Genomic DNA, 19,914 nt, shown 5'->3' on the forward strand with positions numbered 1-19,914 from the left:
CAGGCTTGGTTGGTCTGCTTGTTGCAGTCGTAGAGCTGGACGCGGGTGCCGTTGTTGCGGGAGGCGTTGGTGACGTCGATGCAGCGGTTCGACTGGCTGCCGACGATCTCGTTGGCCGAGCCGGAGGGCGGCGGCGTGGTCGGGGTGGGATCCGGCGTGGTCGGCGTGGGATCCGGCGTGGTCGGAGTGGGAGTGGGGCCGGGGCCGGCGCTGTTCAACGCGTCCAGGGTGGCCGTGTACGCCTGCTTCTTGTTGCCGTTGTTGTCGAACAGCAGCGGGGTGCCGCTCGAGCGCCACGAGTCGCTGTCGCGGATGCCCCATACGGTGATGCCGTTGCAGCGGGGCACCGCGAGGCAGTCGTTGACCACGTTGCGGTAGGTGTTGGCCTGGCTGGCGCCGGAGCCTTCGATGTCCAGCTCGGTGATCTGCACGTCCACGCCGAGGGCGGCGAAGCTGGACAGCGTGGTGCGGTAGTTGCTGTTGTACGCAGACTGGGCGTTGAAGTGCGACTGGAACCCGACGCAGTCGATCGGCACGCCACGCTGCTTGAAGTCCTGCACCATCCGGTAGACGGCCTGGGTCTTGGCCCAGGTCCAGTTGTCGGTGTTGTAGTCGTTGTAGCAGAGCTTGGCGCCCGGGTCGGCGGCCCGGGCGGCCCGGAACGCGGCCTCGATCCAGTCGTTGCCGGTGCGCTGCAGGTTCGAGTTACGACGCGCGCCGTTGTTGCCGTCGTCGAACGCCTCGTTCACCACGTCCCACGAGTCGATCTTGCCGCGGTAGTAGGTCGCGACCCGGGTGACGTGGTTCAGCATCGCGTTACGCAGCGCCGAGCCTTCCATCTGCTGCATCCAGCCAGGCTGCTGCGAGTGCCAGGCCAGGGTGTGACCCCGCACCTTCCAGCCCCGGGACAGGGCGTGGTTGACGATCCGGTCCGCGTTGCCGAACGTGAAGTTGTTCTGCTGCGGCTCGGTCGCGTCGATCTTCATCTCGTTCTCGGCCGTGACCGAGTTGAACTCACGGTTCAGGATGTTGACGTAGGTGGAGTCGGAGAGCCTGTTCGCGGCCACCGCGGTCCCGAAGTACCGCCCGGACTGGCCCGCAGCCGCGGCGAGAGTGGTCTCGGCAGCCTGGGCGAGACTGGGCAGCAACGACACGACGAGGGCCGCAACTATCGCGGCACTTCCGGATGCAGAGAGCGTTCGAAGTCGACGCCCGGAGGGACGGGTCCGGGAGATCATGCTGATCCTCCATTGATGGGGTACGAAACTCGGTCGCTGTGTGGTGGCGGGCTCCGCCCGGTTGGCGGGCGACCACGATGCTGAGACCGCCGGCCGAAGCCGGGACTCACATCCGACGACCGCCCGGAGGGCGAGTCGGCTCAGGTCACCTGACCAGCAGGTGGAGGGTTGCGATGAGATGGCCAGGTTGACCGCCGGGTAGTGGCGCGCGTTGGGCTGAGGTGGTGGGTGAGGCGACCTGGCAGGTGGTGGGCTGGTGTTCGAGTGCGGCGCCTCCAGGGGGTGGGCGGCATGTTAGCGATCACATCCATCGATGGCTTCAGGCTGGCAGATAAATCGATGGTTTTCAACCGGTAGTTTCGGTCATCGACCGGTAGTTTTTCGGCCGAGGATCGGTGCCGGAGCTCCTGGTGCGGCTGGCGGTGCCGCGTGTCGGTCCGGCTCAGGCCCAGCTCGCTGGCGGGACGGAAGTGGCGGCACCAGGGCGGCGGCCGTCAGCCACGACGCTTCGAAGAGCTGACAGCCGCCGCCGGCTCAGGGGTCTGTCGGCCGGGTTCTAGGACTTCCGGTGCTACCTGCTACCGACGGTGGGCGAGGCGAAAAAACGTCGACGCTCGATCGATCATCGGCATGATGCCGGTGTTGTCGCCCTTGTCGTTCAAGCGGGTTGGGCGAGGCGGGGCCAGGGGTACCCGGCGGCCTTGGCTTCGGTGAGAGCTGCGCGAACGGCGTTTCGCCAGTCCTCGCGCGGTGTGTAGCCGAGTGTGCGAGTGGCGTGCTCGGAGGGGCAGTCCCAGTCTTCGGAGACGTGCACCAGAGAGCGGGTCAGGAAGGGTTCGGCGCCGGGCAGGACGGGTTGCAACTTCTCCATGAGCCAGGCAAAGGCGTAGCCGGCGGTGTACGGGACGCTGAACCAGGGGCGTGGGGACCCGGTCTCGTCGGCGATGAACTCGATGACTTCGCGGGCTGTGGGCGAGATCGGGCCGCAGATGTTGAACGACTCATAGTCGTCGAGCCCATGGGCGGTAGCGGCCAGTGCAAACGCCTCGCCCAGGTCGCTGCCGCCCACCAGTGCGAGTCGGGCGCGTCCCCCGGCGAGCCAGGGCACGAGGCGGGTGCGTAGCCGGGGTACGAGAGCCGGCACCATACCGAGGGCGTTGCCGGCGCCGACGAAGTGCCCGAGGCGCATGGTGACCATCTGGGTGCCGCGATCGCTGCGACGGCGCATGTGGTCGTCGAGGTCGATGAGCCGGTCGAGGTGGGGCCAGAAGCCGGTGCGGCGGGTCGGGGCGAAGTCGTTGGTCGGCCCGCCGCCGGCGGGGCGCGCGGCGATCGCGATCGTGCTGGTCTGGACGAAGCGGCGGACGCCCCGGTCGATCGCCTGGTCGATGAGGTCCCGGTTGGGCTCGAAGAACTGGCGGCGCTCCAACTCGGCGTGGCCCCAGAAGGCGCCCCAGGTGCCGGCGTGGCAGACGACGTCCACGTCCTTGACGACCGCCTTGCGGTACTCGGCGTCGCGCAGGTCGCCCACCCGGGTTTCGCCGGAGAAGGCTGTAGGAAGCCGGTCGGGCGTGCGGCAGGCGGCGATGAGGGTGACGTCGGGCCGCGCGGCAAACGCGGCGAGGATGTTGCGGCCGAGGAATCCGGTGGCACCGGTGACCAGAACTCGCGTGGGGTGCGGTTGTCGGCTCATGCCATCGCCTCGGTCGGGCCGCCGGCGGCAAACCTGCCGATCGTCGAGTCCCCCAGGCGGGTTGCCTCCGGCAGGAACGGCGGGCGGTCCCCGCGGCCGGCCGACATCGGCCGGGCCGGCAGGTCGATGCCCGTTCGGGCCGATGTCAGGGTGCCGTTCGGGGCGGGCAGTAGGACAATCACGGTCGCTCCTTGCTGTTGCCGAGGGCGGGACTACAGGGTTTCGATCCAGCCGGTGAGCCTGGTGGTCTCCCGATCGACGTACTCGGGGTCGTCGAGGCTGTGCGCGATCAGCGACACGCCCTGGAGCGCGGACAACAGGTGCAGGGCCAGGCCGTCGGCGTCGGCGTCGCGGCCGAGCGCGCGGAACTGTTCCTTCAGCCAGCCGAGCAATTCGGTGAAGATGGCGCCGGCCTGCTCGGCCAGCGGACCGCCGGCCTTGTGCAACTCGGCACACAGGGTGCCGACCGGACAGCCGCTGCGGGCCAGTACCGCGCGGTTCTCAGCCGTCATCTGCACGAACGCCGCCAGTCGCGACCGGGCGTCGCCACTCTGATTCCACTGTCGACGCAACAAGGCGTAATGCCCAGCGTGTTGGGCGACTAGCGCTTCGCCGATGGCTTCCTTCGTCTTGAAGTAGTAGTAGACGTTGCCCAGTGGCACCTCGGCCGCGCCGGCGATGTCCGCGAGCGTGGTCCGGGCGAACCCCTGCTCGTGTACGAGCCGGACGGCGGCGTCGATCAGCCGGCTGCGTTTGTCGGGTTGGTGGTTCACCATGCCCCTCCCATTGTCAGTTAGTTGGCTAACTTACTGCGCGAGCGGAGAGGTGGTCAAGCAAGTCGGGAAACGAAACCGAAGCAGCGATCGATGGGCCGAGAACGGTCGCCCTGCTGAGCCTGCCGGCCGGTTTCACCGTTGCCTGGCGGGTATTCACGACCACCGTCGAGGCCGGCGGTGGACAACGTCACGGAGTGAGGGAGCACAGCGTCATGGCTGATGCTCAGCCCACCATCATCCTCGTGCACGGCGCGGTCGCCGAGTCGGCGAGTTGGAACGGCGTGATCGAGCGGCTCGGTGCCGCCTACGACGTGGTGGCGGTCGCCAACCCGCTGCGGAGCATCGCGGGCGACGCCGCTTATGTGCGAGACGTGATGCGGAGGATCGGCGGGCCGGTCATTCTCGTCGGCCACTCGTACGGCGGGATGGTGATCACGCAGGCTGCCGCTGACGAGACATCGGTGCGTGCCCTCGTGTACGTCAACGCCTTCGCTCCGGAAACCGGTGAGTCGGCGCTGTCGCTGTCCGGGCAGTACCCGGGCAGCACGCTCGCCGACACGCTGGTGCAGTACCCGGTGTCGACCGGTGTCAGTGAGTACCGGGATCGACCACGGGTACCCAGTGCGCATGGCACGGTATACGAAGCCTGAGCTGCGCGAACAGCTCAAGGAAGAGATCAAGGCGTCCGACCGGGGCGGCCGTCCCGGACAGTGGTCGGCGCGCAAGTCGCAGCTGCTCACCAAGGAGTACCAGAAACGCGGTGGCGGCTATCAGGGCCCGAAGGACGAGCGGCAGAAGTCGCTGCAGCAATGGGGCGACCAGAAGTGGCGGACCAAGGAGGGTGGCACGCGGGCGCGACATGGTGGCGAAACCGACCGTTACCTGCCTGAGCAGGCTTGGAACCAGCTCTCTGCGGAGCAGCGACGCGCGACCGACGCGAAGAAGCGGAAGGCGTCGAAGTCCGGCAAGCAGTATGTCGCCAACACCGGCCCGGCCAAGCGCGCGCGACGGAACGCCGCGTCGTCCGGGTCGCTCACCGAACTGCCGGTCGCCGAGGCGACCCGACACGTTCGCGACCTCGACACCGGCCAGCTCAAGGCGGCACTCCGCGAAGAACGCGCAGGCAAGGGCCGCAAGACGCTCATCCAACGCCTACAGTCGGCGCTCGACCGCCGCTGACCGACGCCAGCAGGCGGGCGGATCGGTCCCGGGACGGGCGCGGACGCCGGAGGCGGTACTGTCGATGCCGGCGGACGTCGGTCCGCGACCGGGGGCCGCAGTCAGGCTCGTGACGAACGTCGGACTTCGAGACGTCGCCCCTCCGGTTCATCTCGCGCTGTGAATGCGCTCCGCTCCAATAAAGGATTTGCATGGCATCGAAGGGCAAGCCCGGTTCGGCGCTGTTTCTCGCCGCATCCACCCTCGACGGATCCGAAGATTCGGGCACTCGTGTCGACGGCAGTGAAGAAGCGATGCGGCGGCTCCGCCACCCGTTCGCCGTGGCCTCGCCCCCGGCACCGGGGCGCACGGAAGGCTCGGGCGAGCGCCCGGAGTAGCGCCACCGACCGTCCTTGGCGACGAACGCGTATCGGGCATCACCGTGGGTACGCGCGGGATGTGGCTGTGATCAGCGACTACGCGTTGCTCGGCGACTGTCAGGGTGCCGCATTGGTCTCCTCGGACGGGTCCGTGGACTGGTGGTGCCCGCCCAGATTCGACGCACCGAGTGTCTTCGCGCGCCTGCTCGACGCTACCGGTGGCCACTGGTCGATCCGGCCGGTCGGGCCGTACACGACCGTCCGGCAGTACCTGGACGGGACGATGGTGCTGCGTACGGAGTTCCACACCCAGCACGGCGTGCTGGGTGTGACGGATGCCCTCGGTCTCGGCTTCGGCGAACGCGGTCACCGGATCGGCTTCACGTCCCCGCACGTCCTGCTGCGGCAACTCGAGACAGTCGCCGGCACGGTGGAGGTGGCGATCGAGGTCGCGGCCCGCCCGGAGTACGGGCTGATAAGTCCCTCGATCGCCGAGACGCCGGCGGGGATCGAGATATCCGGTGGAGCCGACCGGCTGGTGCTGACCAGCGATCGTGATCTGGTTATCGACGGTCCGCTGGTGACCGGACGATTCACGCTGGCCGAGGGCGACAGCGCCCTGCTCGCGCTGCACCACCGCCGCGCCGTTGACCAGCAGATCGTGCCGCTGGACGGCCGTGTCGCCCTACGCGACACCGTCGAGGCATGGCAGTCGTGGGATCGCATCCACCAGGGCTATCAGGGGCCCTACCGCGAGCAGGTCCGGCGTAGCGCCATGGTGTTGCAGGCGTTGACCTACCAGCCGACCGGTGCCGTGGTCGCCGCGGCCACCACCTCGTTGCCGGAGGAGGTCGGCGGCGCGGCGAACTGGGACTACCGGTTCGCCTGGCTGCGCGACGGCAGCTTCACGCTCAAGGCGCTGTGGGTCGCCGCCTGTACCCACGAGGCACTCAGGTTCTTCGACTGGATGGCCGCCTCGATGGGGTCGGTGAGCGGGGATGACCACGTGCCGATCATGTTCGGCGTCGCCGGCGAGCGTGACCTGACCGAGCACACCCTGGAACACCTGGCGGGCTACCGCGGCAGCCGGCCGGTGCGGATCGCCAACGACGCCTGGCAGCAGAAGCAACTCGACGTCCTCGGCGAGGTGCTGGAATCCGCGTGGATCCTGCGGGACCAGATGGCGGATCTGTCGCCCGCTGCTACGGACCTGCTTCGATCGCTGGCCGACCGGGCCGCCGACACGTGGCGGCAGCCGGATGCGGGCATCTGGGAAGGACGCGAGGGCGAGCGCCACTACCTGACCTCGAAGCTGGCGTGCTGGGTGGCCCTGGATCGGGCCGTCAAGCTGGCGCGGAAGCTCGACGCCGAGACGGCGGTCCCACGGTGGTCGAAGGCCAGGGACGAGGTACGCGCGGCGATTCTCGGCGAGGGTTGGCACGCGTCGAGCGGGGCGTTCACCGGCGCGTTCGGGTCCGACCACCTCGATGCCAGCGTGCTCGGCATGACGGTCCTCGGGTTCCTGCCCGGCGACGACGAGCGGGTCCTCGCCACGGTGCGAGCCATCCAACGTGACCTGACCCGGGACGGTCTGGTGCAACGCTGGACGGGAGCGGGCGATGAGGGCGCCTTCATCATCTGCTCGTACTGGTTGGTCGCGGCATTGGCGCTTGCCGGGCGGATCGACGCGGCCCGGCAGATCTTCGACAGCGTGACCGCCCGAGCAAACGATCTCGGCCTGCTCTCGGAGGAGATCGATCGCAGCGACGGCAGCCAGATCGGGAACTTCCCCCAGGCGCTGTCCCACATTGGTCTCATCAACGCCGCCTGGGTCATCGACCAGGTGGAGAACGGGATCGCACCGTAGCGACCGGAGGCCGGCACGATTCCCGCCGGCTGCCATCCCGCTCGATTAGGACCGGGGCAGGCGGGTAAGCCGCGAGCGGCAGCGAGGGGGGGAGCCCTGATGACCGGACGGCTGGCGGGTAGGACCGCTCTGATCACCGGCTCGGACTCGGGAATCGGACAAGCCACCGCGATCGAGTTCGGCCGCGAGGGCGCCGACGTCGTGGTGCACTACCTGCACGATCACGCGGGCGCGAACCACACGAAGGCCGAGATCGAGAAGGCCGGTCGGCGGGCCGTCGTGGTCCAGGGCGACATCAGCGTCGAACACCAGGTCGAGGCGATGTTCGACGAGGCCCTTGCGAAGTTCGACCGGCTGGACGTCCTGATGAACGATGCGGGCGTGGACGCCTCCGGCATCCCGGTTGCCGACCTGGACACCCAGACCTGGGACCGGTCGATCCGGACCAACCTGTACGGGATGTTCTTCTGCTGTCGACGGTTCATTCGGCACCGCCGCGACCAGGGCGGACACGGCAAGATCATCAACATCACCTCGGTACATCAGGAAGTGGCCCGGGCCGGCGGCTCCGACTATGACGCCAGCAAGGGCGGCATGCTCGAGCTGGCCAAGAGCATCGCCCTGGAGGTCGCTCCGATGCACATGAACGTGAACAACATCGGGCCGGGCATGGTGCTCACCCCGTTCAACCAGCAGGCGATCGACGACCCGAAATTCCTGGAGGAACAGGTGCAGTCGATCCCGTGGAAGCGGGCCGCGCAGCCGGAGGAGATCGCCAAGCTCGCGGTCTTCCTGGCCAGCGACGACGCCGACTACGTGACCGGGTCGACGTACTTCATGGACGGCGGCCTGATGCAGAACCAGGGACAGGGCGCGTAGCCGCCACACCCGACCCCGCCGACGTGTGTCGAGCGGCTCGACACACCCGGTTCGGTCGGCGGCCGACGAGCTGATGCGCCAGGAGGGTGATGCAGGCTGTTGAGGTGAACGCCCAGGAGTCCGCCGACGAGGTCCGCATTCCCCGGGCCCAGATCGGTTCCAGCCCGCAGCATCTGCTGACGACCCTGCTCGGCGAGTATCTCGACTCCTCGGATGCCGATCTGCCATCGACGGCGATCATCGCGATTCTGCGTGAGTTCGGGGTGAGCGAGTCCAGTGCCCGTGCGGCGTTGTCCCGGTTGGTCAAACGGGGTCTGATCGCGACGCGGGGCAGCGGACGACCACCGGTCTACCACCTCACCTCGCAGGCGATCGCCAAGCATCGCTCCCGGATGCAGCACTTCCTGAACTTCGGTGCCCAGCCGCCGCAGTGGACCGGCGAATGGGTGTTGGTGTCCTTCTCGATCGCCAGCTCCGGCCAGGCGGCCCGCCACGCGGTGCGCAGGTCGTTGAGCGCACTGCGGTTCGTGGGCCTGTACGACAGCGTGTGGATCCGGCCGGGACGCGAGGTCGGGCCGGTGCGCGAGGCGCTCAGTGAGCTGCTACACCACGTCGAGGGTGCCCGGTGGTCGATCATGCTCGTACGCTTCGACGAGGAGTCGGGGCCCCACGGACCGGCCTCCGCGTACGACCTGACCGCAATCGCCGCTGCCTACACGGCTTTCATCGAGCAGTACGCGGAGCTGCGAGCGGCCGCCCGTAACGGTCAGGTGGACGCCGCCCGGGCGCTGGTCGCCCGTACATCCGCCATGGATTCCTGGCGGAAGTTCCCGGACATCGATCCGGATCTGCCGCACCACCTGCTGCCCAGTCCCTGGCCTCGCCAGCAGGCCAGAGACACGTTCCTGGACATCCATTCCGAGCTCGGTGCGCTCGCGCAGGCGCGGCTGGTCCAGGTGGCGACACCGTACTGGCCGGACGCCGCCTCGTGGATCACACACTTTCAGGCCTCACGCGACCCCACCCGACCCGAGCCGACTGGCGGAAATGCGGCAGCTCACCCCGGTGAGCCGGCGGCGATCGGGGTCCGGGCGACGAGGCAAAATATTGACACTTTTCGTTGCTAGAGTGATAGTAACTGCACACAGCTCCCATCGGACTGCCTGTGGGGACCGCGGCCGGGCGGTCCGCGCGCGCACCTACCTGACCCGTGGCCAGCGCTGGCCACCCGGGCCGGGTTGCGAATGAACCACCACCATCGCCGCCGCAGGGAGCGCCGTCCCGACATCCGCTGGAGGGTGCATGAGCAGGAGATCGAAGATCTACGCCGGCCTGGTAGCCGCGATCGTCCCGGTTACCGCCGTGATCGTGACGCTGGGCGCGTCACCGGCCGGTGCCGCGGTCGGCGGTTCCGGTCCCTATCCGGCCGATTACGAGACCTCGGCCAGCCTGGCCAATCACACCATCTTCCGGCCCCAGACGCTGCCGGCCGAGCGTCTTCCCATCCTGGTCTGGGGCAACGGCGGTTGCTCCGCCAACGGCCTGTCGCAGGGCAACTTCCTCCGCGAGATCGCCTCCCACGGCTTCCTCGCCATCGCCAACGGGGCCCCGAACGGATCCGGCTCCACCAACTCCCAGATGCTCACCCAGTCCATCGACTGGGCCTTCGCGGAGAACTCCCGGCAGGGCAGCAAGTATTACGGCAAACTCGACACGTCCAAGGTCGCCGTGGCCGGGTTCTCCTGCGGGGGGTTGGAGGCCTACGCCGTCTCCAACGACCCGCGCGTCACCACCACCGGCATCTTCAGCAGCGGCTTGTTGAATGATGCCGACGACTACCAGCTCCGTCGACTGACCAAGCCGATCGCGTACTTCATCGGTGGGCCCAGCGACATCGCCTACCCGAACGCCATCGACGACTGGGGCAAGCTGCCGGCCGGGCTGCCCGCTTTCATGGGCAACCTGAACGTCGGGCACGGTGGGACCTACGACCAGCCCAACGGGGGTGAGTTCGGCCGGGTGACGGTGCTCTACCTCAAATGGCGGCTGAAGGGCGACACGACCGCCGGCACCAACTTCGTCGGCGCCAACTGCGGCCTGTGCCGCAGCCAGTGGAGCGTCCAGCAGAAGAACCTGACCCTCGACGGTGACCCGCCGCCCACCACGCCGCCGCCCACCACGCCGCCGCCCACCACGCCGCCGCCCACCACCCCGCCGCCCACCACCCCGCCGCCCACTACGCCGCCGCCCACCACGCCGCCTCCCACTACGCCGCCGCCCACCGGGACCCCCGCCTGTACCGCCGTCTACGCGGTGCAGGACCAGTGGAACGGTGGGTTCGTCGCCAACGTCAACGTCACCGCCGGAAGCGCCGCCCTCACCGGCTGGCGGGTCACCCTCAACCTGCCGAACGGAGCGTCGGTCAGCTCGATGTGGAACGGTGTGAACAGCGGTACCAGCGGCACCATCACCGTCACGAACCAGAGCTACAACGGACGACTGGCCGCTGGTCAGACCACCAATTTCGGATTCCAGGGCACCGGTAACGGCAGCGGAGCCACCGCCACCTGCACGGGAAACTGAGCTCGCCAGACCAGCCCACTGGACGGGCCGGTGTCCGGCACCGGCCCGTCCAGTTGCGCCGCGGCTCATCGCGACGCCTCCGGCCGATCCACGCCGGCGAACAGCAGCACCGGCGCGAGGACGTTGATCAGCACGGTGAACCGCTGGCAGTCCTGCACCAGGGTGACCAGCAGCAGCCGGGGTACCCGCAGCAGTGCGCGCACCACCTGGAGCCGGCGACGCTGACCATCGGAGAGCGTGAAGACGAGGTCGTCGCTCTTGCCGGCGAGATCGAACTCGTCGAGCAGCGCGGCGGCCGTACCGGCGGGCCACCCGGTCGTACCCGGTGCGCCCGAACCGGATCCCGATCACCACGGTCAGCGGACCGGGAGGGGCGCTGCGGAGGGCGGTGAGCGTCCTGTCCGGCGGCGGCGTGTTCACCGGCGGCAGTGTCTTCGGGCCGATCGGCCTGCTGATCCGGGGGCCGTGGTGGGGCGTGTCGTCCGGCAGGGTCGTCATCAGCACTTTCTCGGACAACTCACGGTGATCCAGCCCTCGTTTCACCACCAATCGGCGCTTGTTGCTGCAACGATGCAAGGCGTGGGAACTGCGAAGACTACGACGCCCGCCATCTCGCCCCTCACCGGCGAGCCGATCAAACCTGCCGATGCCGAGCGCCTCGCGGGAGTGCTGAAGGCATTTGCCGACCCGGCACGGCTGCGGCTGCTCAGCCTCATCCAGTCGTCTCCGACGGGGGAGGCGTCCGTGAGTGACCTCACCGCGCCGCTCGGGCTTTCCCAGCCGACCGTGAGTCATCACCTGCGGATCCTGACCGAGGCTGGCCTGCTGGAGCGGGACAAGCGGGGCGTCTGGGCGTACTACCGCCTGGTGCCGTCCGCGATCGCCGCGATCGCCGACCTGCTGACGCCACCCCGAAAGCGGGCGGCGAAGAAGAGCCGCTGACGGGCCGTCGAGGGCCGGCCGCCGAGCCGGGCTGAACCGGCACCTGTCCTGCGGTACGTTACTGAGCCGATGGCTGTTCTCCTGGCCATCGGCCAGTCGGCGTTTCCAGTCGACGACGGATGCGTGGCCACATGGTGGGCGGTCTGGGAAAATTCATCGACGTTCATCTATAGTTTACCGAACGCGTGGATCCCGTCCCATCCATCCGAGTCAGGACAGAGCCATGAAACGCATCCCGCTGAGAGCCATTCTCCCCGTCGGGCTCGCGATCGCACTGATCGCCGGCCCACTGGGGGCACCGGCCATCGCGCAGGCGACCGTACCCATCACGCTGACCGGCGCCAGCGCCACCAGCCCCAGCGCCGACGTCACCATCGCCGGACGGGCCGTGACAATCACCGCGCCGGGTACCTACGAGATCAGCGGCACCCTCAACGACGGTTACCTGAACGTCGACACCTCCGCCTCGGGTGCCGTCGAACTGATCCTCAACGGTGCCACGATCAGCAACTCCAGCAACGCGCCGTTGCAGGTCGCCGACGCCGACCAGGTCGTGATCACGCTCGCCGCCGGCACCACCAACAGACTCTCCGACGCGACCAGCTATGTCTATCCGGACCCGAGCACCGACGAGCCGAACGCCGCCCTGTTCAGCAAGGCGGACCTGCGGATCACCGGAACCGGCGCGCTGGCCGTGCGGGGCAACGCGTACGACGGCATCACCAGCAAGGACGGCCTGGTCATCGAGTCTGGCACGATCACGGTGAACGCGGTCGACGACGGCATCCGGGGCAAGGACTTCCTCGACATCACCGGGGGCAACATCGACGTCACCGCTGGCGGTGACGGCATCAGGTCCGACGACACCGAGGCCGACCGGGGTCGACTCGCCATCTCGAACGGCACCGTGCGGGTGAACGCCGGTGACGACGCCATCAAGGGCGAGAACACCGTCGCCATCTCCGGCGGCACTGTCACCGTCTCCAACTCCTACGAGGCGATCGAAAGCCGGCAGATCACCATCAGTGGCGGCAGCGTCGACGTGACCGCCCGCGACGACGCGATCAACGCGGTGGAGGAGGGGTACGGCGACTTCGATGTGGCACCGAACGCGTTCGTCCGGTTCACCGGCGGGACCACGCTGGTCAACTCCAGCATCGACGGCATCGACTCCAACGGCTCGGTGACCTTCGCCGCCGGCACGGTCGTGGTCAGCGGACCGAGCACCGGCAGCCCCGGCGAGGGCGCGATCGACTCGAACGGCCCGGTCCACTTCAACGGCGGCACGGTGCTCGGGGCGGGTTCGACCTCGATGGCGGTGCTGAGCCTGCCGCCGACCTCGGGCCAGGGTTGGGTGGCTCCCCAGTTGTCCAGCAGCCAGCCGGCCGGCACCCTGCTCCACCTGGTCTCCGGCGGCCAGGTGCTCGCCTCCTACCGTGCCCCCAAGAACTTCCGGGAGGTGGTCTTCTCGTCGAACCGGATCCAGCACGGGCAGACCTACGAGGTCTACCGGGGCGGTAGCCTCTCCGGCACGACGATCGGTGGCATGGCCACCAGCGGTGGCAGCATTGCGGGAGCCACCAGGCTGATGACCGTCACTGCCGGCCAGTACCGCGGCGGCCTGGTCGGCTGGCCGCCCGGCGGTCCGGGCTGGCCGCCGCCGACCACTCCGCCGCCGAGCCCGACCACCCCGCCACCGAACCCGACGACCCCGCCGCCGAGCGCTGGCGGCTGTACGGCGACCTACAGCGTCGCCGGTCAGTGGCAGGGCGGCTTCCAGGGCGAGGTGCGGGTCACCGCCGGCTCGTCCGCGATCAATGGTTGGCGGGTGACCTGGACCTTTGCCAACGGTCAGACGATCAGCCAGGCGTGGAACGCCACCATCAGCGCCAGCGGCTCGGCGGTGACGGCGACCAACGTCTCCTTCAACGGCTCACTCGGCGCCGGGGCCAGCGCCACCTTCGGATTCCTCGGTAGCTGGAACGGCAGCAACACGGCACCGACCCTCACCTGCACCGCGACCTGATCGGTATCCACCGCCCGATCAGGGGAGCCCGGCACCACCTGGCGCCGGGCTCCCCTGGCTGCGGGGTGCGGGGATGATCGCCTGCTGTCCTCGCGTCGGTCGGGGCCGGGGAAGCTCTGTACGGCAGGTGTTCGCCTGACCGACGACCCAGCTTGGTGGCGACGTCTAGTAGAGACATGTTCATGTTTGCCTATGAGTGGACATCACCCCCATCACTGTCACCACGACCACCGGTCCGACGACGAGGTGCCGTACGGTCAGGTCAACGTCGCGCCGATGCTTGGCCGACGGGCGCTGCTGGCCGGCACCGGCGGCGCACTGATGCTGGCCGCGCTGCCGACCTCGGCTCGGGCGGCCAGCACGACGATGGCCAACGCCCCGACCGTGGCGGCCGGCGCCGCTCGGACCTCCCTGGTCACTCAGGGCACGCTGCTGGTCCACGCCGACATGCACAATCACACCGTCGCGTCGGACGGTGACGGCAGTCCCGAGGCCGCGTTCGCCTCGATGCGCGAGGCCGGTCTGGACGTCGCCGCGCTGACCGATCACGCCACGCTCTTCGCCATCGACGGGATCAGCTCCTCCGAGTGGCGGACCACCGGTGATCTCGCCAACGCCGCGAACGACCCGGGCCAGTTCACCGCGATCCGCGGATTCGAGTGGTCCCATCCGTTGCAGGGGCACATCAACGTGTGGAACACCGCTGACTTCGCCGACCTGTGGCGGGCCGGCAGTGCCGGCAGCCTGTACCGCTGGCTGACGGGTCGGCCGGGTGGGCTGGCCAGCTTCAATCACCCTGGCCGTGAGCTGGGCCGGTTCGACAACTTCTCGTTCAACGCCTCGGCCCGTGACCAGCTGGTGGGGTTGGAGATGTTCAATCGCACCGACGACTATCTGTTCGAAGGCTGGTCGTCCGGGATGACGTCGCCGCTGGTGGCCTGCCTCAACGCCGGCTGGCGGCCGGGCCTCACCGGGGTCACCGACGAGCACGGCACCACCTGGGGTTTCCACGAGGGCAAGGGGCGCAGCGGCCTGTGGGTCACCGAGAACACCCGGGCCGGGGTGTTCGAGGCGATGGCGGCCCGTCGTTCCTTCGCCACCCGCGTCTCCGGCCTGCGAGTGGACGCCACGGCCAACGGCGTACGCATGGGTGGCGTGCTGAACGTGGCCTCCGGCGACGTACGGTTTCTGCTGGACCTCGACCGCGGCTCGGCCTGGGACGGAAAGCCGCTGCGGATCCAGGTCCTGCGACCCGGTACCTCCGCGCCGACCGTCGTCGACGTCGTCGACACGGTCAACGGTCAGGTCACCGACTTCACGGTGCCACTCAACGTCGCCGACGGCGACTGGGTGGTGCTCCGGATCTCCGATCCGTCCCTGCCCAACGGCACACCCGGGCCGGCTGGTCACCCGTGCAACGACTTCGGAGTGGCGTACACCAGCCCGTGGTGGCTACGCCCCTGAACGCAACCGTCCCCTGGGTCACGCCTGGTGGGCCAGCAGATAGACGATCAGATCTGTTGTCCGATTGGTGTGAGGACGACCGGGTCGGAGTCGAGGGCTGTCGGAGCCGGTGGTCGGGCCGGTCCGGTCCGGTGACGTCCTCGTACGCTGCACCACCGGCAGGCGGCGGGGTAGCCTCGGGTGGGTGCGGATCGTCGCGTTCCTGGCCGTCGCCGTCGTCGTGCTGACCGCCGTCCTGCTGGTTTCCGTGGTCCTGACGGGCGGTGCCCGACGTCGACGCCATGCCGCGCAGATGTCCGCCCGCTGGGCGGTGCGCCACTACGCCATACCGGGGCGCGGGCACACCGTCGTCGGTGTCACCCTGACCGACGCGGACGGGCGGGTACACGGCGAGCACGTGGTCGCCCGCATTCCGGACGACGCTCAGGACTGGCAGCGCGACTTCCTCGCGGCGCGTCAGGAGGCCGAGGAGCGCGCATTCCACCTCAACATCGACCGACCACCGATCGAGGGCTGACGCGGGCTGTGCGGCGGGACCGCACGGCTCGGCCGGCTACCGTCCCTCGTCGCGCACGTCGACGAGGGTGCTGCCGTCACCGAGTTGGTCGCGGGTGATGACGCTCAGGCTGCCGTCAGTCTCCAGGACCACGGCAGCAAGGTCATGGAGGTCGCCCGCGCCCTGGCTGCGGGCGGCCTGCCGGATCTCGCTCTCCGCCACCCGGTTGGACCGCAAGGTCGCAGTTCGTAGCTGCCCGTCCCGGAGCAGCATGGTGGGCCGGGCCTTGAGCACCTTCTGCGACGGTGGCCAACGTACGGCGAGCAGCGCGACCGCGTACTGCAAGGTCACCAGCAGGATCAGGGCGAGGATGCCCTCCACCAGCGATACGTCCCGCGAGAGCAGGATCGTCGCCAGCGTCGAGCCCAGCGCGACCGTGACCACGAAGTCGAAGGCGTTCAGCTTGGACAACGTCCGCTTGCCAGAGACCCGCAGGATCACCACCAGCGCCGGATAGATGATCGCCGCGATCACGAGCAGGCGGACCAGATCGGCAGGATTGTTCAGCACCATCGTGGTGACGTACCCGGATGCGGGATTCGCGAAAGAACGAGAGCCGGTCCGGTCACGTCCATCGAATCCGGGTCACTCGCCCAGGTGACGGAGCCGGTTGCTGACGTCGTGCACTCCCGGTGTCCGCCAGGCGAGGGCATGCGCCTCGGCGCTCACCTCGGCCGTGCTCACCGTGCCGTCGAGCACCACCACCCGGTTCTGCACCTCGATGCAGATGCGTTCGTGGCGCAGGCGTGAATCCTGCTGCATGCTCGTGAGCAGCTGACAGGCCAGTCGGGTGTCTTCGTTGGTGGGTTCGGCATAGAACAGCGGCGGCAGGTCGTGGGTAAAGAACCAGGGGTGGGTCATGGCCGACTCCTTCAGGGGATTCGTCTGCTACGACTGCCCTACCCGGCGGCCACGGCGGCCAACACGACGAACCGATGACGGTCTCTGCCCGTGACTGTGACGGTCGACGGAGATCGGCAGCACGACGTTTGCCGCCCAGGATCTCGGGTAGCGGTCCAGCCAGGCCGCCGACCACGGCTCTGCCGCACGACCGCCGGGAGGACCGCATCGTGATCCGCCGACCGTTCCGGAACGGCATCACGAGCAAGCGCGTGGGCGACGTACCGGTGAACGGGTGGCACCGGTCGGGCTGTAGTGACACCGACCGCCGACATCCGGTCGGACCGTCGGAGCCCGTCCCCGGCCGGATCGCCCGGTCGGCGCGGCGATGAGCCCGCCCAGCGACGGCGAGCGGGCGCCGGAGGACGCGACACTGCACGGCGTCGCCCGACGGCTCGACAAGCCGATGGGTGCCCTCGGCGTGCTTTTCGTGCTGGTCGTGCTCGGGCAGGCGCTCGCCAACCATCCCACGCTGTCCACCGCCCTGACCGTGTTGGGCTGGGTGCTGTGGGCGGTGTTCGTCGGCGAGTTCGCCCTGCGCGCCTGGCTGGCCCGCCATGACGCCCGCCGGTTCTGGCGACGCAACTGGTGGCAGATCATCTTCCTGGCCGTGCCGTTCCTCCGCTTCGCCCGGGCAGCCTCCGCCCTGCGCGCCGCCCGAGCCGGCGGCGTCATCACCGCCGCCGTCCGCGGCTCGCGCTCGGCCGGACGGTTGCTGACCGACCGGATCGCGTGGCTGGCGATCATCACCGCGACGGTCGTCCTCAGCGTCGGTCAACTGCTGGTCGTCACCGGCACTTACCAGTCGTACGGGCCAGCGTTGCACGGCGTGGCCATGACCACCATCACGGGTGAACCACTCGGCGTGGACGATCCATTCGCCCAGGTGGTCGAGCTGGTACTCGCGATCTACTCGGTGGTCGTGTTCGGCACCCTGGCCGGGGCACTCGGCGCCTTCTTCCTCAGCGCCGACCGAGAGCGTAAGGCTACGGCGACATGAGACGACCTCGTACGGCTGCCGCCCGACTCGCCGACATACGGCAGAGTTTCTGGCTCGTCCCGGCGCTCTTCGCGGCGAGTGCCGTCGTGGTGGCCATCGGCCTGTCGGTGCTGGAACTGCAGCTGCAACTGCCGGTCGAGACCATCCTGCCCAGCAGTCCCGCCGGTGCCCGGTCCCTGCTCTCGTCGATCATCACGGCGATGATCTCGTTCACGGCGCTGGTCTTCTCCATCACGGTCGTGGCGCTGCAACTGGCGAGCAGTCAGTACTCGCCGCGGGTGCTGCGCACGTTCCTCCAGGACCGGGTCATCCAGTCGACACTCGGAACGTTCGTGGCGACGTTCCTCTTCGCGATGGTGGTGCTGGCCGCTCTGCCGGCCCGCGACGACGAGCGGCTGCCCGAACTCTCGCTCGCCGTGTCGATGTCGCTCGTCCTGGCCAGCACCGCGATGTTCATCTACTACCTGCACCACATCACCACGGTGATGCGGGTGTCGCACATCATCGTCGCCATCGGCGCGCAGACCCGACGTACGATCGATCGGCACGTGCCCGACCGCGAGGAGTCGGCCGAGGTCATGGGCGAGGTGGTGCAGGTCGTGCCGGCCCCAGCGGCGGGCCTGGTCACCAGCGCCGACCTCGCCCTGCTCGCCCGGCTGGCCCGGGACCACGACTGCGCGATCACCGTGGTACCGGCACCGGGAGATTTCGTGGTTGCCGGGGCACCGCTGCTGCACTGCCATCGGCTGCCCAGCGGCGAACCCCGCCCACTGCTCGTCGAACGCGTCGCCAACGCGGTCACCATCGACGTCGAGCGCACCCCAGGCCAGGACGTCGGGTTCGGTCTACGGCAGTTGACGGACATCGCCGCGCGTGCGCTCTCTCCTGCCTCCGCCGACGTCACCACCGCCGTACGCGTCGTCGAGGAGGCGCATGACCTGCTCCGCCGGCTCGCGACCCGGCCCGATCCGGTCGGGATCGTACGCGATGACGACGACACGGTTCGGGTCCTGGCGCACCGCGCCACCTACGACACCTACCTGGCGATGATCGTCGACGAACTGCGCAACACCGCCGAAGAGGAACCTCGGATCAACCGGCTGCTCGACGCCGTCGTCATCGACCTGGACTCCGTGGCACTTCCTACCCACCGGCCGGCGATCCGGCGGCGGATGCCGTCGAATTGACGGCGGGGCCTGCCAGCTGTCGACAGGCCGACGAGATGACCGAGACCCGGACCGACCGCACGCTCGATGAAGACCTGCCTCGGGCCTCGAACCCGCCCGGCCGGATTCGGCACGCCTGTGGGGGCACCGGCTGGCGTACGCGCCCCTTGTCGGTCGTCTATACGAATGGCAAACCATCGATGTTAGCGTAACCATATTGGCGGTCACGGGCGCTCGGCGGAAAGTTCGGCCGGTTGAGGCGGTGTGAGGTGCCGCGGGCGGTCCGTGAGTGGTAGCGCCGAGGTGGTGGCAGCTCGGTGTCTGATAACTCCGCGATGTCGCTACCTCGTAATTCGGGGACGTTACGTCTTGACGAACGGCATGTTATCGCCCACAGTCGATGTTCAAGGACGGCGATGCCTATGGCTTACCGGGCGAGCCTGCTTCGTCGGGCCGGAGGACGAGGCGTGTGCGGGGACGCGTCGACCATCATGTTAGCGCTAACACGAACGGCGCAGAGGGTCTGCGGTGTGCCCATCCTCGGGCGGACCGGTCGGCTCTCGGTCATTGAAGGAGGAACATGTCTGCCTCTGGTAGGTCTCCAGCTATCCCGCCGCCCTCGCGGCAGCGAAGGTGGTTGCTGCGGGTCGCCGCAGCGGGCGTGACGGCGGTGGTGGCCGGTAGCGCCGCCGCAGTGGCGGTGTCGACACCCGCCGCAGCCGCGACGGTCGACACGAACGCGTGGTACGTGTTGGTCAACCGCAACAGCGGCAAGGCGCTCGACGTTTACAACCTCGCCACGAACGACGGTGCCCGGATCACCCAGTGGTCGCGGAACAACGGCAACCAGCAGCAGTGGCAGTTCGTGGACTCGGGCGGTGGCTACTACCGGTTGAAGTCGCGGCTGTCCAACAAGGTGCTGGACGTCTACAACTGGTCGACCGCCAACGGTGCCAGCATCGTCCAGTGGGCCGACCACAACGGGGCAAACCAGCAGTTCCGGCTGGCCGACTCCGATGGCGGCCACGTCCGGTTGATCAACCGGAACAGCAACAAGGTGCTGGAGGTGCAGGGCGCCTCGACCGCCGACGGCGGGAACATCGTGCAGTACGACGACTGGAACGGCGCCAACCAGCAGTGGCAACTCGTCCGGGTGGATGGTGGCGGAAACCCGACGCCGACCACGCCGCCGCCGTCGGGTACGTGTGACCTGCCGTCGTCGTACCGGTGGTCGTCGACGGGTGCGCTGGCGCAGCCGCGGTCGGGGTGGGTGTCGTTGAAGGACT

22 protein-coding genes are annotated in these 19,914 nt (G+C 68.7%); 15 read left to right on the forward strand and 7 right to left on the reverse strand.

The features are described from left to right. The 4 genes from AC2CHE_RS23790 to AC2CHE_RS23805 all read right to left on the reverse strand — a co-directional run. Nucleotides 1-1,238 (reverse strand): glycoside hydrolase family 10 protein (locus tag AC2CHE_RS23790; RefSeq protein WP_484507076.1); only part of this gene is annotated, 1,238 nt, incomplete at its 3' end. Nucleotides 1,239-1,896: 658 nt separating this feature from the next. Further along, nucleotides 1,897-2,931 (reverse strand): NAD-dependent epimerase/dehydratase family protein, encoded by a 1,035-nt coding sequence (locus AC2CHE_RS23795; RefSeq protein ID WP_484507077.1) that lies wholly within the window; start codon nt 2,929-2,931, stop codon nt 1,897-1,899. Continuing rightward, nucleotides 2,928-3,113, reverse strand: coding sequence for a hypothetical protein (locus AC2CHE_RS23800; protein ID WP_484507078.1), 186 nt, complete (start codon nt 3,111-3,113; stop codon nt 2,928-2,930). The genes AC2CHE_RS23795 and AC2CHE_RS23800 overlap by 4 nt, the downstream gene beginning before the upstream one ends. Before the next feature lie 30 nt (nt 3,114-3,143). Then, on the reverse strand, nt 3,144-3,707 hold the full coding sequence (locus AC2CHE_RS23805; RefSeq protein ID WP_484507079.1) for a TetR/AcrR family transcriptional regulator: 564 nt from the start codon (nt 3,705-3,707) through the stop codon (nt 3,144-3,146). Between the two features lie 212 nt (nt 3,708-3,919). Between AC2CHE_RS23805 and AC2CHE_RS23810 the strand changes: the two genes are divergently transcribed. The 7 genes from AC2CHE_RS23810 (at nt 3,920) to AC2CHE_RS23840 (ending at nt 10,574) form a co-directional block, all read left to right on the forward strand. Further along, on the forward strand, nt 3,920-4,357 hold the full coding sequence (locus AC2CHE_RS23810) for an alpha/beta fold hydrolase (protein ID WP_484507080.1): 438 nt from the start codon (nt 3,920-3,922) through the stop codon (nt 4,355-4,357). Next, nucleotides 4,335-4,886, forward strand: coding sequence for a hypothetical protein (locus tag AC2CHE_RS23815; protein ID WP_484507081.1), 552 nt, complete (start codon nt 4,335-4,337; stop codon nt 4,884-4,886). The genes AC2CHE_RS23810 and AC2CHE_RS23815 overlap by 23 nt, the downstream gene beginning before the upstream one ends. Before the next feature lie 191 nt (nt 4,887-5,077). Then, entirely contained in the window at nt 5,078-5,263 is a 186-nt protein-coding gene (locus tag AC2CHE_RS23820; RefSeq protein ID WP_484507082.1) for a hypothetical protein, read from the forward strand. A 61-nt stretch (nt 5,264-5,324) separates the two neighbouring features. Then, a complete protein-coding gene (locus AC2CHE_RS23825; RefSeq protein WP_484507083.1) occupies nt 5,325-7,112 on the forward strand; it encodes a glycoside hydrolase family 15 protein in 1,788 nt (595 codons plus the stop codon). A 99-nt stretch (nt 7,113-7,211) separates the two neighbouring features. After that, nucleotides 7,212-7,991 carry an SDR family oxidoreductase gene (locus AC2CHE_RS23830; protein WP_484507084.1) on the forward strand — a complete coding sequence of 260 codons (780 nt, stop codon included), beginning with the start codon at nt 7,212-7,214 and terminating at the stop codon, nt 7,989-7,991. Between the two features lie 89 nt (nt 7,992-8,080). Further along, complete coding sequence (locus AC2CHE_RS23835) at nt 8,081-9,118, forward strand: PaaX family transcriptional regulator (RefSeq protein ID WP_484507085.1); 1,038 nt, start codon at nt 8,081-8,083, stop codon at nt 9,116-9,118. Nucleotides 9,119-9,293: 175 nt separating this feature from the next. Next, a complete protein-coding gene (locus tag AC2CHE_RS23840) occupies nt 9,294-10,574 on the forward strand; it encodes a cellulose binding domain-containing protein (RefSeq protein WP_484507086.1) in 1,281 nt (426 codons plus the stop codon). Nucleotides 10,575-10,639: 65 nt separating this feature from the next. On the opposite strand, the gene AC2CHE_RS23845 is transcribed toward AC2CHE_RS23840, so the two are convergent. After that, nucleotides 10,640-10,777, reverse strand: coding sequence for a hypothetical protein (locus tag AC2CHE_RS23845; RefSeq protein ID WP_484507087.1), 138 nt, complete (start codon nt 10,775-10,777; stop codon nt 10,640-10,642). Nucleotides 10,778-10,962: 185 nt separating this feature from the next. Here AC2CHE_RS23845 and AC2CHE_RS23850 point away from each other — a divergent pair, with 185 nt between their 5' ends. The 5 genes from AC2CHE_RS23850 to AC2CHE_RS23870 all read left to right on the forward strand — a co-directional run bounded on the left by AC2CHE_RS23850 (nt 10,963) and on the right by AC2CHE_RS23870 (nt 15,523). Beyond that, on the forward strand, nt 10,963-11,100 hold the full coding sequence (locus tag AC2CHE_RS23850) for a hypothetical protein (protein ID WP_484507088.1): 138 nt from the start codon (nt 10,963-10,965) through the stop codon (nt 11,098-11,100). A 44-nt stretch (nt 11,101-11,144) separates the two neighbouring features. Then, nucleotides 11,145-11,516 carry an ArsR/SmtB family transcription factor gene (locus tag AC2CHE_RS23855; RefSeq protein WP_093411352.1) on the forward strand — a complete coding sequence of 124 codons (372 nt, stop codon included), beginning with the start codon at nt 11,145-11,147 and terminating at the stop codon, nt 11,514-11,516. A 223-nt stretch (nt 11,517-11,739) separates the two neighbouring features. Next, nucleotides 11,740-13,542 (forward strand): carbohydrate-binding domain-containing protein, encoded by a 1,803-nt coding sequence (locus AC2CHE_RS23860; RefSeq protein ID WP_484507089.1) that lies wholly within the window; start codon nt 11,740-11,742, stop codon nt 13,540-13,542. 192 nt (nt 13,543-13,734) lie between these two features. Then, nucleotides 13,735-15,006, forward strand: a complete 1,272-nt coding sequence (locus AC2CHE_RS23865; RefSeq protein ID WP_484507090.1) for a CehA/McbA family metallohydrolase — start codon at nt 13,735-13,737, stop codon at nt 15,004-15,006. Between the two features lie 184 nt (nt 15,007-15,190). After that, on the forward strand, nt 15,191-15,523 hold the full coding sequence (locus AC2CHE_RS23870) for a hypothetical protein (protein ID WP_484507091.1): 333 nt from the start codon (nt 15,191-15,193) through the stop codon (nt 15,521-15,523). A 36-nt stretch (nt 15,524-15,559) separates the two neighbouring features. On the opposite strand, the gene AC2CHE_RS23875 is transcribed toward AC2CHE_RS23870, so the two are convergent. Together AC2CHE_RS23875 and AC2CHE_RS23880 are read right to left on the reverse strand one after the other, a co-directional pair. Beyond that, nucleotides 15,560-16,075 (reverse strand): DUF421 domain-containing protein, encoded by a 516-nt coding sequence (locus AC2CHE_RS23875; RefSeq protein WP_484507092.1) that lies wholly within the window; start codon nt 16,073-16,075, stop codon nt 15,560-15,562. Between the two features lie 72 nt (nt 16,076-16,147). Continuing rightward, nucleotides 16,148-16,423, reverse strand: coding sequence for a BON domain-containing protein (locus AC2CHE_RS23880; protein WP_484507093.1), 276 nt, complete (start codon nt 16,421-16,423; stop codon nt 16,148-16,150). Nucleotides 16,424-16,790: 367 nt separating this feature from the next. Here AC2CHE_RS23880 and AC2CHE_RS23885 point away from each other — a divergent pair, with 367 nt between their 5' ends. From AC2CHE_RS23885 to AC2CHE_RS23895, 3 genes are all read left to right on the forward strand, one after another. Further along, complete coding sequence (locus AC2CHE_RS23885; protein WP_484507094.1) at nt 16,791-17,462, forward strand: hypothetical protein; 672 nt, start codon at nt 16,791-16,793, stop codon at nt 17,460-17,462. Further along, complete coding sequence (locus AC2CHE_RS23890) at nt 17,459-18,649, forward strand: DUF2254 domain-containing protein (RefSeq protein ID WP_484507095.1); 1,191 nt, start codon at nt 17,459-17,461, stop codon at nt 18,647-18,649. Before AC2CHE_RS23885 ends, AC2CHE_RS23890 begins: the two co-directional genes overlap by 4 nt. A 559-nt stretch (nt 18,650-19,208) precedes the next feature. Then, the coding region (locus tag AC2CHE_RS23895) for a non-reducing end alpha-L-arabinofuranosidase family hydrolase (protein WP_484507096.1) at nt 19,209-19,914 on the forward strand (706 nt) is incomplete at its 3' end.

It is taken from the genome of Micromonospora sp. ATLC16, from assembly GCF_057196645.1.